This window comes from Aeromonas sp. MTB (assembly GCF_056632455.1).
Map to the genome: position 1 here is coordinate 2,511,247 of NZ_CP147026.1, position 13,297 is coordinate 2,524,543.

Annotated in this window: 9 protein-coding genes and 1 pseudogene; 6 read left to right on the plus strand and 4 right to left on the minus strand. The window is 57.3% G+C overall.

Translation table 11 applies throughout. From position 1 onward, the window contains the following. Positions 1–52: 52 nt before the first annotated feature. A pseudogene (locus WBR25_RS11515) lies at positions 53–1,214 on the minus strand (IS3 family transposase). 68 nt (positions 1,215–1,282) lie between these two features. Here WBR25_RS11515 and WBR25_RS11520 point away from each other — a divergent pair. Next, a complete protein-coding gene (locus tag WBR25_RS11520) occupies positions 1,283–3,169 on the plus strand; it encodes a UvrD-helicase domain-containing protein (protein WP_479749907.1) in 1,887 nt (628 codons plus the stop codon). A 137-nt stretch (positions 3,170–3,306) separates the two neighbouring features. On the opposite strand, the gene WBR25_RS11525 is transcribed toward WBR25_RS11520, so the two are convergent. Then, on the minus strand, positions 3,307–3,558 hold the full coding sequence (locus tag WBR25_RS11525; protein WP_042067783.1) for an Ogr/Delta-like zinc finger protein: 252 nt from the start codon (positions 3,556–3,558) through the stop codon (positions 3,307–3,309). 204 nt (positions 3,559–3,762) lie between these two features. Continuing rightward, on the minus strand, positions 3,763–4,569 hold the full coding sequence (locus tag WBR25_RS11530; RefSeq protein WP_479747968.1) for a crotonase/enoyl-CoA hydratase family protein: 807 nt from the start codon (positions 4,567–4,569) through the stop codon (positions 3,763–3,765). Positions 4,570–4,737: 168 nt separating this feature from the next. On the opposite strand from WBR25_RS11530, the gene WBR25_RS11535 reads away from it, so the two are divergent. The 5 genes from WBR25_RS11535 to WBR25_RS11555 all read left to right on the plus strand — a co-directional run bounded on the left by WBR25_RS11535 (position 4,738) and on the right by WBR25_RS11555 (position 10,994). Further along, complete coding sequence (locus WBR25_RS11535; RefSeq protein WP_479747970.1) at positions 4,738–6,525, plus strand: putative nucleotidyltransferase substrate binding domain-containing protein; 1,788 nt, start codon at positions 4,738–4,740, stop codon at positions 6,523–6,525. A 2-nt stretch (positions 6,526–6,527) separates the two neighbouring features. Further along, positions 6,528–7,154, plus strand: a complete 627-nt coding sequence (locus WBR25_RS11540) for a 3'-5' exonuclease (RefSeq protein WP_227273814.1) — start codon at positions 6,528–6,530, stop codon at positions 7,152–7,154. A 105-nt stretch (positions 7,155–7,259) separates the two neighbouring features. Then, positions 7,260–7,571 carry a DUF485 domain-containing protein gene (locus tag WBR25_RS11545; protein WP_005336970.1) on the plus strand — a complete coding sequence of 104 codons (312 nt, stop codon included), beginning with the start codon at positions 7,260–7,262 and terminating at the stop codon, positions 7,569–7,571. An 11-nt stretch (positions 7,572–7,582) separates the two neighbouring features. Next, positions 7,583–9,235 carry a cation acetate symporter gene (locus tag WBR25_RS11550; RefSeq protein WP_069553998.1) on the plus strand — a complete coding sequence of 551 codons (1,653 nt, stop codon included), beginning with the start codon at positions 7,583–7,585 and terminating at the stop codon, positions 9,233–9,235. 166 nt (positions 9,236–9,401) lie between these two features. Then, positions 9,402–10,994, plus strand: coding sequence for an ABC-F family ATPase (locus WBR25_RS11555; protein ID WP_479747972.1), 1,593 nt, complete (start codon positions 9,402–9,404; stop codon positions 10,992–10,994). 251 nt (positions 10,995–11,245) lie between these two features. Here WBR25_RS11555 and ppiD read toward each other — a convergent pair whose 3' ends face one another. Beyond that, the gene (gene ppiD / locus WBR25_RS11560) at positions 11,246–13,159 is read right to left on the minus strand and encodes a peptidylprolyl isomerase (RefSeq protein WP_479747974.1); all 1,914 of its coding nucleotides are present in this window, start codon (positions 13,157–13,159) and stop codon (positions 11,246–11,248) included. Between the last annotated feature and the right edge of the window lie 138 nt (positions 13,160–13,297).

A 13,297-nucleotide genomic window follows, 5' to 3' on the forward strand; every position in this document is an offset into this window, starting at 1 on the left:
ACACCCCAGCAGACATCGCTTTGCGAGCCTGCTTAAGTAGCATCTGTAGTGGTCAACTAAATCCGGACACTTGGTTAGGCCGTTCTTCGGCTTTTGCTGGCGGTATCCCGTCATTGTGTTGATGTGGACGCCGCCAGTTGTAGTAATCCATCAGGTAATAACTGATATCCCGCTTTGCCTCCCGTACGCTCATGTATCCCGTTGCCGGCAGCCACTCTGACTTCAGGCTTCTGAACAACCGCTCCATCGGGGCGTTATCCCAGCAGTTGCCACGCCGACTCATGCTCTGGGTCATGCGATAGCGCCACAGTCGTTGCCGAAATGCCCGGCTACCATATTGGCTGCCCTGGTCAGAGTGAAACAGCACGCCTGACGGACAACCTCGTTGCTGATACGCCATCTCAAGTGCTTTGATGGCCAGCTCGGCATCTGGTTTATCTGACATCGCCCACCCCACAACCCGTCGGGTATGCAGGTCAAGCACCGCTGCCAGGTAATGCCAACGTCACCTGCCCAGACGTAGGTGATATCGCCACACCACACCTGATTGGGTTGCTGGACATCAAATTCGCGGGCCAGCAGATTGGGAATGTCCGGTCGTTCAGACCGTGCCACCTTGTAGCGGTGTGCGCCTGGCTGTTTGGATGCCAACTCGGCTTCCTTCATCAGGTTACGTACTTTGAATCGGCCAATCTGATACCCCAGCTCCCGCATCATCGACATCAAGGCGCGGCTGCCTGCCGAGCTCCTGCTTTCTTTGAACAACCGGCGCAACTCACAGCGCTGCTGCATGCGCTCACGGTTAATCGTCCGCCTGCGGGCCAGATAATCGTAAAAACAGGAAGTGGGCACATCGAAAGCGCAACAGACCAGGGTGATAGGGGCTTGCTCCCTTAATCGGTCTATCAGCGCGTACGTGTGAACTCGTCCGCCATCAAGAGAGCAGTAGCCTTTTTTAGTATGTCCTTTTCACGTTCGAGTCGATTGATACGGGCTTCCAGCTCCTGGATTTTCTGCTGCTCAGGAGTCAGTGCTTTTCCGGTGGGGGTTGTACCACAGCGTTCGGATTGAAGCTGCTGAACCCAGCGACGAAGCACGGTTTCACCGACATCCAGTGAACGGCTGGCTTCAGGGACAGAATATCCCTGGTCGAGCACCAGGGATGCGGCTTCGAGTTTGAATTCGGCAGTAAATGAGCGACGTAATCTTGTCATTGAAAACCTCAGGTCACGGTGGCGACTGTACCACCTAAAATGGTGTCCGGGATGATTAGACCACTACAATCCCACCGCGTAGCTTCATCATGAAGGCCGGTGCAGGCTCCGGCAAAACGACTTCTCTTATTAAATGTCTATCGTCAGTGATTCAAATACACGGAGACAGACTAAAGAGAACAAGGCAGCGAGTGGCATGTATAACCTATACCGATATTGCAGCAGGAGAAATCTGGAGGGATGTAGGTAATAATCCCTTGGTGCACGTCTCAACTATCCACAGTTTCATGTGGCTATTAGCCAAGCCGTTCCAGAATGACATTCGTGATTGGGTATCTCAGCGCATCGAGGAAAAAATCGACTCACTTGAAGAAAAAATGGCAACCTACAGTTCTAGGGTGCGACAGCGCACAAAAGACAAGGATGCCAGAGATCTAGAGCGTCTCCAATGGCAGTCGGGGCGGGTCCCATCAGTCAAAAGCTTCCAATACGGGACTGGCAGTAACTACGCAAAGGGGATTTTAGGTCACGATGACATTCTGAAGCTCGTACCTCATCTTATTATCGAGCGCCCCCTCTTCCGAAAACTTCTCGCACAACAATTCCCTTTTGTATTTGTGGACGAAAGCCAAGACACGACTACGGAGGTTGTGGAAGCGTTGAAGATTGTAGAGAGAGAACTCGGAGTTCAACTTTGTCTCGGCTTCTTCGGCGATCCTATGCAAAGAATTTACGCTACGGGGACCGGGTTAGTTGAGCCGGAAACTACATGGGCGGACATTCCGAAACCTGAAAACTTTCGATGTTCGACAAAGGTTCTAAATCTCGCCAACGCAATTCGCCGCGATGGAGATGACCTCGTTCAGGTACCTGGTCAACGACTCGGCCCTGAGGGTATCATTCAGAACCATGAAGGCTCAGCCCATCTTTTTGTTTTACCTGCGGATGATACACGGGATGAGAATCTGACTAGAGTTCGCGAATGGATGGCAGAACGAACTGGTGATGATTATTGGCTACCTGCTTCTAATGACCAAGAGCGGATAAAACTGCTCGTAATTGTTCACCAGATGGCGGCAAGACGCCTAGGATTCGGAGACCTATACGCTGCGCTTAACTCCAGAGCACCATCAGTATTCAAAGATAATTTTTTAGACGGCTCTGCATGGCCGATTTCACTGTGTGTGAAATTCCTTATTCCAATAGCAATTGCTCATACGGCCAACCAACAACTCGAAGTCATGCGACTGCTCCGTGTGTATTCACCTCTTCTCAATAGAGAATCCCTCAACGGAGTGGACATAGCAGAACGTCTTAGAACAATTGGAGAACTTGTTTCTTCAATTGCAGCTGGCATAACGGGGACTTCCCAGATAACGATCGGCGAACTTCTAAATCAGGTACATGAAGCTGAATTACTGACTTTTGACTCCCGGTTGGTATCGTATTTGGCCCCAGAAGAAAGGAATCCAAACGAACCGAGCCACGAAGAAGAAGAAGAGTATGACGGCATCTATGAAGATGATGAATCTGAAAAAGAGATGACGGCTATGGACGCCTTTCTAGCATGCCCTGCTAGTCAGCTTCTGGCATATCATACTTACATCTCTGAACGCTCACCATTTTGGACTCAACAGGGCATCAAGGGGGCGGAGTTCGATCGGGTGATCGTAGTCCTGGATGATGCGGAGAGTAGACACTTCCAGTTCTCCTACGAAAAATACCTAGGCCTTCAAGAACCATCCGATACCGACCAAACGCACATTGATGCGGGTGAAGAAACGACAATGGACCGAACACGCCGTCTTTTCTATGTAAGCTGCACAAGGGCGTTGAAAGACTTAGCTGTCGTCCTATTTACCGAAGATCCTGAATCGGCGGAGGCACATATACGTACGCTGAGTCTTTTTGAAGAAGACAGCATTCACACTGCAGCTGTTTTCGAAAGGAGATAAATCGAGCGTCGATAGTGAAGGATCACACATATGATCTGGTTCCCCCGCGGCGGATGCTGGCACTGGTAGCAGATACCCGCCCCAACCCTTCACCTGCATTATTTTCAACACATAATGCGCATAGACATGCGGGGGCGCTATTGCGCCCCCAGTCCTTTCAGTACCAATTGCCGCCCCTCTGGCGTCAGCGACCCCATCAAGCTCAGCACCAGCTGGTTGGTGGTCTTGGCCGAGGGGCTTAGGGTGTGGGCGAACGACAAGGTGGCTACCCAACTGTGGCCACACTCTGCATCGGTGCACTGGCAGTAGAGATCCGAGACATCATCGCTCAGTCGGTTGGTCTTGGTAATGCGGCCCCGCTGGCCACACACTTTGCAATAAACCCGCATTACTCCCCCTTTTCTATCCAAATCAACAGCCTATCTTGCCACAGCAAACACTGTTTGTTTATACGGTTGAACCGATATTCTCCCGAAAATCGACCCGCAGGGAGACGGGAGTCCCGCGCTGTTGATGGCATCCTGGTTAAGCAGCGCCGACTGCAAGCCACCCAAGTAGTCGGGCATACCGTAGATCGCTCGTGCAGCTCGCAGTCAGAGCGGATTGCGGCGCGGCCCGAAGGGCAGCCGCCAGCGAAACAGGCTGTTAAGGGTGGCCCGCCACTGATTGGGTCGTCCCAGGATCTGCTTTTGCAACCGGGTCTCTTCTTTCAGCATCGCCTCATCGCTGCGGGCCCAGGCCTGACTGTAGAGCTGCTTGATCCCCGCCAGTGCATCCGGCGACTTGGTGATAAGGGTACGGGCAAACTCCCGCGCCTCCACCAGCGGATCGGCGCAGACCCGGCTCACCATCCCGAGGGATTTGGCCTCAACGGCATCCAGCTCACGCCCGCTCATGGCCAGCTCCATGGCGGTATCCAGCCCCATCAAGTTGCGCATGGTGACACTGCCGCTCATATCGGGGATGATGCCCCACTTGATCTCCATCACCGAGAAGCGGCAATCAGGGGTGCTGAAGCGAAAATCGGCGCCGAGCGCAATCTGCAACCCCCCCCCAAAACAGACTCCCTGGGTCACCGCAATCACCGGCACAGGCAGCTGGTGCCAACCATAAGCAACCCGCTGGGCCAGATTGGTCGCTTCATCCGCTTCACGCTTGAGAATATCGAGCGCCGCCACCGGCTGGCGCAGCATGGATTTCACATCCAGCCCGGCGCAGAAGGCCCGCCCCTCGCCATGCAGGATCACCGCCCGCAGCCCCTTGTGCCGGGTGAGCTGCGTCAATGTCTCATCGATGGCACTGAACATGGCGCGGTCCAGCGCATTGAGTTTATCCCCCCGCGTCAGCATCACTTCGGCAATCCCGTCGTGGATCTCGCACTTGACCCTTGATTTTTCCATCTCCCTTGTCCTCTCCTTGATCCTTGAAACTGACTCACTGGTCATACCACCACGTTATCAGAGTGTGAACAAGCGGTACAGCTGAGACTAAAGTCGGCTGGTCGCCTCCCCCTCCCTTTGTCACACTGGGAGCTGCATGAGTGCCGCAAGCCAGCAGAGGACGCTGTCATGTCAACCCTGTTCAATTTTGCCAGACCACCGTTCGACCGACTGGATGAGGAGGCGCGCGAGCGACTCTCCCGTCACCTCTCGCTCTGCTATTTTCGCGCTGGCGATATTCTGCTCAAGGAGGGGGACGAGCCTCCCGGCCTCTATCTCATCATCAAGGGGGCGGTGGAAGAGTCGGCCCCTCACCACCAGTTTGGTGATTACGGGGTCGATGACCTGTTCGATGTGCGCGCCCAGTTTGATGGCCGCTGCCGCCACCGCTTCACCACGCTGGAAGATAGCCTCTGTCAGCTCATTCCTCGCCACACTTTTCTGGCGCTCTGTGAGCAGGATCCGCAGTTTGCCAGCTACTTCACCGCCAATCTGGCCGAGCGGCAGCGCCAGCAGGAGCAGCGCGAACAGCTGGGTCAGAAGAATCTGGCGGAATTTATCCTGACCCGCATCGAACCGGGCCACCTGCAGGCACCGCTTATCGTCGACAGCAAGCTGTCACTGCTCGCAGCGACCGAAGCCATGGTGAGCAAAGGGACCGATTGCCTGCTCTACCCGGCCCACGACGGCTCCCTCACGCTGGCAACCCGCAAGACCTTGCTCCACGCCCTGACCCTCAAGGGATTGCCGCTGACGGCGCCCCTCTCGGTGCTGACCCCTACACCGCTGATTGGTCTGCCGCTGGAGAGCTATCTGTTTGATGCCTTGCTGCTGATGACCCGCCATCGCATCAAGCGACTGGTGGTATGGCGTGGCAACGAGGTGGCGGGGATCCTACAACTGACTCAGGTGCTGGGGCTCTTCTCGACCCACTCCCATGTGCTGACGTTGCGTATCGCCCGCGCCGACAGCCTGCCAGCGCTGGAGGCGGTGGCCCGCGAACAGCAACAACTGACCCGATCGTTGTTTGCCCAGGGGATCCACACCGCCTTTTTGATGAAGCTCATCGCCACCATCAACGAGCAGCTGATCGCCAAAGCCTTTGCGCTGGTGATCCCCCCCGAGGTGCAGGATAACGTCTGCCTGTTGATGCTGGGCTCGGAGGGGCGTGGCGAGCAGATCCTCAAAACCGATCAGGACAACGCCCTGATCCTGTCAGAGGGGCTGACATGGCCCACCCAGGCAGCCGATCTGGCCGAATTCAGCGCCCTGCTGGAACACCTCGGCTACCCGCTGTGCCCCGGGCAGGTGATGGTGAACAATCCGGCCTGGGTAAAAACAGGCATCGAGTGGCAAAGCGCCATTGCCTGCGCCTGCACCACGGCAAAAGAGGATGAGCTGCTCTGGCTCGCCACCCTGGCCGATGCTCACCCCATCGCGGGGGATCGCAAACTGCATCTGCCGGTTGCCAGAGCGCTGCGCGAGCAGTTGGCGGACAGACGGGATCTGCTGGCGGAGATGGTGCGGCCGGCGGTGGCCTTCCATGCCCCGCTCACCCTGTTTGGCCGGCTGGAACAGCCACCGGAAGGGCTGGATCTGAAGCGGGGCGGCCTGTTCCCGCTGGTGCACGGCATCCGCATGCTGGCCCTTGAGGCAGGCATTCTGGAGACTTCAACCCTGGGGCGTATCGATGCGCTGGTGGCCGCCGATCGGCTCAGTGCCGACTATGGCAGCAATCTGGCGGAGGCGTTCCGGCTCTTTATCCGGCTTAGGCTGCGCAGCCAGCTCAAGGGGGGTAATAGTCGGGTGCAGACAAGCGAGCTCAGCCACAGCGAGCGGGATCTGCTGCGTCAGGCGCTGCATCAGGTTAAGAAGTTCCAGCAGTGGCTCACCTTGCACTTTCGTCTGAGACAATAGCCATGTTGAGCCGCGCTCGACGCTACTGGTATGGCCGTGCGTTCCGAACGGGCGAGTTCGCGCCGCTCTTTGCCACCCCACCGGAAGATGAACGGATCGCCCTCGATTTCGAGACCACCAGTCTCGATCCCGAGCAGGCCGAGATCGTCTCCATCGGGGCGGTGCGCATTCAGGGTAACCGGCTGCTGACCGGCGAGGCCCTCGCCATCAAGGTACAGCCACCGGCCAGCCTGACCAGCCAATCTGTGGTGATCCACGGTCTGCGCCATCAGGATCTGCAACAGGGGATGGAGCTGGAAGCCGCGCTGCGCCTGCTGCTTCACTTTATCGGCCCCCGTGAACTGGTGGGCTATCACATCGCCTACGATCTGCGCATTCTCAATCTCGCCTGCCAGAAATTGTGGGGATTGACCCTGCCCCAGCGAGGGATCGAGGTGAGCCAGCTTTATCACGACCACCTCTATCGCCGCTATCCCGATGCGGCTATTGACCTCCATTTGAGTGCCATCTGCAGCCACCTTGAACTCCCATCCCTGCCCGCCCACGATGCCCTTGCCGATGCCACCACGGCCGCGCTCATCTACCTGCGCCTGACCTGCGGCTCGCCGCTCACTTATCCCAAAGTCTAATTGTCGACAAATAACATTTAATTCACATTTTGCTTACATGAGCAGATTGCCTGCTCGTCGGGGTTACCCCATCCACCGCTGACACTCATGTCATGGAGAACTGCAATGGAACAGCAAAGCTATCTGAGGATCCAGCAAGATCCCAACTTCCAGGAGCTGGTCGCCAAGCGCCAGCGTTTTGCCTGGGCCCTCTCGGCTCTGATGCTGGGACTCTACCTGGCGTTTATTCTGCTCATCGCCTTTGCCCCCGGTTGGCTGGGCACCCCGCTCAGCGACAGTACCACCGTCACCCGTGGCATTCCGGTCGGGGTGGGACTGATCCTCTCCTCCTTCGTGTTGACCGGCATCTATGTGTTTCGGGCCAACGGCGAGTTTGACGAGCTGAATCAGAAGATCCTCAAGGGAGTGCAGTCATGAGCGCAAAAAGCATGAAAGGCAAGTGGCTGCTGTTGGCCTCACTGGCCTCCTCCCCCCTGCTGGCAGCGGATGCGCTGACCGGCGAGGTACAACGCCAACCCCTCAATGTGTCGGCCATCGTGATGTTTGTGGTCTTTGTAGCCGCCACCTTGTTCATCACCTACTGGGCCTCCAAGCGCAACCGCTCGGCTTCCGACTACTATGCGGCCGGTGGCCGTATCACCGGCTTCCAGAACGGTCTGGCCATCGCCGGTGACTATATGTCCGCCGCCTCCTTCCTCGGGATCTCCGCGCTGGTCTACACCTCCGGCTACGATGGTCTGATTTACTCCATCGGTTTTCTGGTGGGCTGGCCCATCATTCTGTTCCTGATCGCCGAGCGGCTGCGCAACCTCGGCAAATATACCTTTGCCGATGTCGCCTCCTATCGTCTCAAGCAGACTGAAGTGCGTACCCTCTCAGCCTGTGGTTCGCTGGTGGTGGTCGCCCTCTACCTGATCGCCCAGATGGTCGGTGCCGGCAAGCTGATCGAGCTGCTGTTTGGCCTGCAATACCATGTGGCCGTGGTGCTGGTCGGCATCCTGATGGTGCTCTACGTGCTGTTTGGCGGCATGCTGGCCACCACCTGGGTTCAGATCATCAAGGCTGTGATGCTGCTCTCTGGTGCGTCCTTCATGGCCATCATGGTCATGAAATCGGTCAACTTCGATATCGGTGCCCTGTTTAGCGAAGCGGTCAAGGTGCACGAGAAAGGGATCGCCATCATGAGCCCGGGTGGCCTGGTTGCTGACCCCATCTCCGCCATCTCGCTCGGTCTGGCATTGATGTTCGGTACCGCCGGTCTGCCCCATATCCTGATGCGTTTCTTCACCGTGAGCGATGCCAAAGAGGCGCGTAAATCGGTGTTCTACGCCACCGGCTTTATCGGCTACTTCTACATCCTCACCTTCATCATCGGCTTTGGCGCCATCTTGCTGGTAAGCACCAACCCGGCCTTCAAGGACGCCACCGGCGCCCTGCTGGGCGGCACCAACATGGCGGCCGTCCATCTGGCCAATGCGGTCGGTGGCAGTCTGTTCCTCGGCTTCATCTCCGCCGTGGCATTTGCCACCATTCTGGCGGTAGTTGCCGGATTGACCCTGGCCGGTGCCTCTGCGGTCTCCCATGACCTCTATGCCAGTGTGTTGAAGAAGGGCAAGGCCAACGAAACCGATGAACTGCGCGTCTCCAAGATGACGACTCTGGTGCTGGGTGTGGTTGCCATTGGTCTGGGGATCCTGTTCGAGAAGCAGAACATCGCCTTCATGGTCGGTCTGGCCTTCTCCATCGCCGCCAGCTGCAACTTCCCGGTGCTGTTCCTCTCCATGTTCTGGTCACGCCTGACCACCCGTGGTGCCGTCTACGGGGGCTGGCTGGGACTGGCGAGCGCAGTGACCCTGATGATCCTGGGTCCGACCGTATGGGTGAAAGTGCTGGGTCATGCCCAGGCCATCTTCCCCTACGAATACCCTGCCCTCTTCTCCATGGGGTTGGCCTTCGTCGGGATCTGGTTCTTCTCCATCACCGACAGCTCCCAGAACGCCGCCGACGAACATGCCAAATTCCTGCCGCAGTTCGTTCGCTCCCAGACCGGGCTGGGGGCCTCTGGCGCCACCTCCCACTAACAGATCAAGTTCATACTTCCAAGCCGGCTTCATGCCGGCTTTTTTTATTGCCATCAATCGGCTGCACGCCCCGCTTGCCCCGATCAAGATCACACTTCTCGCTAAAACTTTCGGGGGATCTGTGCCATAATGCGCGCCATTTGACAGACCAATCGGGACACATACCTTGTTAAGTAGCAACAACATCACCATGCAGTTCGGCGCCAAGCCGCTGTTTGAGAACATCAACGTCAAGTTTGGCGGCGGCAACCGCTATGGCCTTATCGGCGCCAACGGCTGTGGCAAGTCCACCTTTATGAAGATCCTCGGTGGTGATCTGGAGCCCACTGGCGGTAATGTGAGCTTGGACGTCAACGAGCGCATCGGTAAGCTGCGTCAGGATCAGTTCGCCTACGAAGAGATGCGCGTACTGGACGTGGTCATGATGGGTCACACCGAGCTGTGGGCGGCCATCGCCGAGCGCGATGCCATCTACGCCAACCCCGAGGCCACCGACGAAGACTATATGAAGGCCGCCGAGCTGGAAGGTCTGGTTGCCGAGTATGACGGCTACACCGCCGAAGCGCGCGCAGGCGAGCTGCTGCTGGGTGTCGGCATTCCGCTCGAGCAGCACAACGGCCCGATGAGCGAAGTGGCGCCGGGCTGGAAACTGCGGGTGCTGCTGGCACAGGCCCTCTTCTCCAACCCCGATATCCTGTTGCTGGACGAACCGACCAACAACCTGGATATCAACACCATTCGCTGGCTGGAGCAGGTGCTCAACGAACGTGAAAGCACCATGATCATCATCTCTCACGACCGTCACTTCCTTAACTCTGTCTGTACCCACATGGCGGATCTGGACTACGGCGAGCTGCGCGTCTATCCGGGCAACTACGATGACTACATGCTGGCCGCCACCCAGGCGCGCGAGCGCCTGCTGGCTGACAACGCCAAGAAGAAGGCCCAGATCGCCGATCTGCAATCCTTCGTCTCCCGTTTCAGCGCCAACGCCTCCAAGTCCCGTCAGGCGACCTCCCGTCTCAAGCAGATCGACAAGATCAAGATTGAGGACGTCAAGGTCTCCAGCCGCCAGAACCCCTTCATCCGCTTCGAGCAGGACAAAAAGCTCTATCGCAACATCCTGGAAGTGGAAGGTGTATCCAAGGGTTATGGCGACGGCCCCCTGTTCAAGGGCCTCAACATGATGATGGAAGTGGGCGAGAAGGTCGCCATTCTGGGTACCAACGGTATCGGTAAATCCACTCTGATCAAGACCCTGGTCGGCGCACTGGCACCGGATACCGGCACCATCAAGTGGTCCGAGAACGCCCAGATCGGTTACTACGCTCAGGATCACGCCGAAGACTTCGACACTGATCTCAACGTGTTCGACTGGATGGCCCAGTGGAAACAGGAGAACGAAGACGAGCAGGCTGTACGCTCCATACTGGGCCGTCTGCTGTTCTCTCAGGACGACATCAAGAAGCCGGTCAAGGTGCTCTCCGGTGGTGAACAGGGTCGCATGCTGTTCGGCAAGCTGATGATGCAGCGCCCCAATATCCTGATCATGGATGAGCCGACCAACCACCTGGACATGGAATCCATCGAATCCTTGAACATGGCACTCGAGCTCTACCAGGGGACCCTGATCTTCGTCTCCCACGACCGCGAATTCGTCTCCTCTCTGGCGACCCGCATCCTGGAGCTGACTGAAGATGGCATCCGCGACTTCGGCGGCACCTACGAGGATTACCTGCGCACCCAGGGCGTGGTATAACCCCGCTCCTGCGCAAGTGCACAATGCAAAACCGGCACTCAGGTGCCGGTTTTTTTATATCCCGTTTTTAGTCGACGGAGATGGCGTATAGCAGTGGTGTGACTACACGCCACAGAGCAGAGAGCAGAGAGCAGAGAGCAGAGAGCAGAGAGCAGAGAGCAGAGAGCAGAGCTTGAGTATCCCCCTCTTTTCCCACAGATAAAAAAACGGCTCCATCAAGGAGCCGTTTTCAATGGGTTGTGCAGTGCCGATTACTCGACGGTCGCTTCCACACTGGTGAAGTACTCGATCTTGGCTGCTTTGCGCAACTCGTCGATCAGAGACTTGTAATCCACCTGAGCTTTGCCCTGACCCAGCTGAGCTTGCAGCATGGCGGCCATGCCGGATGCGGCGGCAGGGACGTTGACCTTGTCCAGCGCAACCACAACGCGGTCACCATTGGTCTCGGCAACCAAAGCCACGCTCGGCTTGCCGTCGATCGGATGGGGCAGCGTGAACGCCTGGGCAATCAGGTTCTGATCCAGCTCGCGATCGAAGCGGGCAACCCCTTTGTGGGTCTCCACTTTCAGACCGAGTGCAGTCAGATCGGCGGTGATGCTCTCACCGACTTTCAGCTTGTCCAGCAGGCCCTGGGCCTTGCCACGGGCCACTTCGCTAGCCTTGTCATGCTTGATGGCGGCAATCACCTGCTCTTTCACCTCGGCCAGCGGCTTGACCGCTTTGGGCTTGTGACCAGTGATGTGCAGCACCAGCGCCTTGCCATCAGCCAGCTCGATCACATCGGAGTTGGTGTTGTCATCGCGCAGCTGTTCGGAGAACGCCACGGAGAGCACCTTGGGATCGTTCAGCGGAGCCGGAGCAGTCGCCTGGGTGAAGAAATCGGAAGATTGAACCTTCATCCCCATGGCATCAGCGGTCAGATCCAGCGAGTCCGGGTTTTCGAAGCTGTTGTCAGCCATCTTCTGCTGCTCGGCGAAGAATTTCTCCTTGGCCTTGTCAGCTTGCAGACGAGTGATGGTCTCTTCTTTCACATCGGCAAACGGCTTGGTCTGGGCTGCTTCAACCCTCAGCAGCTTGATGATGTGGAAACCGAACGGGCTCTTCACCACGCCGGAGAGATCGCCAGCCTTGTCCAGGGCGAACGCGGCTTTCTCGAAGGCCGGATCCATCACCCCTTTCTCGAACCAGTCCAGCTCGCCGCCTTTTTTGGCAGAGAAGGTATCGGAAGAGTCAGCCTTGGCCAGCGCAGCGAAATCATCGCCCGCCTTGGCTTTGGCCAGCACGGCTTCTGCTTTCTGCTCGGCCGCTTTCTCGTCCTTGCCAAACGGGATCAGGATGTGAGCCACGTGGCGACGCTCGGCACGCTGGAACAGATCCTGGTGCTGATCGTAGTAATCCTGGGCATCCTGCTCGGTGACCTTGATATCCTTGGCGAGGTTGGCGGCGTCCAGCAGCAGATAGTCGACCTTGACCTGCTCGTCGTTCATGAAACGGGCGCCATTGGTCTTGTAGTACTGCTCGAGCTCGTTGTCGGAGACCTGAACGTCAGCCATGTAGTTGGCGGCAGCCAGACGCACCAGACGCAGATCGCGAGTCTGGTTGTAGAGCTTGTCGAGCTGCTCCGCTTCGCCCTTGAGGGAGAATTCGGTGCCCAGCAGGGCGCTCATCAACTGTTGACGCACCATGTCCTGACGCAGGGAGTCACGGAACATTTCGGGAGTCATGCCGGCACGACGGATCAGCTGCAGATAGCGGTCATTGTTGAACTTGCCGTTCTCGGCAAACTCCGGCATGGCCACGATGGCTTGCTTGATCTGTTCGTCACTGATACGCAGACCCAGTTCACGGGCCTTGCTGTCCAGCAGCGCCTGATCGATCAGCCGATCCAGCACACCGCGACGGAACTGTTTCATGTAATCGGGGTTCGCGGCCAGCTGACTGAATGCCTCTCCCATCTGGGATTCCATGCGGGCGCGCTCGTTACGGTAGGCATTTTCCAGTGCCGCAGCACTGATCTCGGTGCCATTGACGGTGGCGGGGGCGGTACGGGCCGGGCCGTTCAGGTAACTACCTACACCAGCCAAGGCAAAGGAGAGGATGATCAGGCCCAAGATAACCTTGGCTACCTTGCCCTGCGCCCCTTCGCGTAGTTTATCCAACATCATGTTTGTACTTATGCTCCCGAACTCGATGGGCGTAAACAATAAAAAGGCGCACCGATTGCGATGCGCCTTGGTCAATCAGTATGAGAGAAGACTCTCTAACTTGTCTGGTCTGCGACCAAGGACGGTAGCCGACGGATA

Coding starts and splice junctions, on each gene's coding strand:
- WBR25_RS11525 (WP_042067783.1), bottom strand. CDS start 3,558: ATGCGGGTTTATTGCAAAGTGTGTGGCCAGCGGGGCCGCATTACCAAG.
- WBR25_RS11530 (WP_479747968.1), bottom strand. CDS start 4,569: ATGGAAAAATCAAGGGTCAAGTGCGAGATCCACGACGGGATTGCCGAA.
- WBR25_RS11535 (WP_479747970.1), top strand. CDS start 4,738: ATGTCAACCCTGTTCAATTTTGCCAGACCACCGTTCGACCGACTGGAT.
- WBR25_RS11540 (WP_227273814.1), top strand. CDS start 6,528: ATGTTGAGCCGCGCTCGACGCTACTGGTATGGCCGTGCGTTCCGAACG.
- WBR25_RS11545 (WP_005336970.1), top strand. CDS start 7,260: ATGGAACAGCAAAGCTATCTGAGGATCCAGCAAGATCCCAACTTCCAG.
- WBR25_RS11550 (WP_069553998.1), top strand. CDS start 7,583: ATGAAAGGCAAGTGGCTGCTGTTGGCCTCACTGGCCTCCTCCCCCCTG.
- ppiD (WP_479747974.1), bottom strand. CDS start 13,159: ATGATGTTGGATAAACTACGCGAAGGGGCGCAGGGCAAGGTAGCCAAG.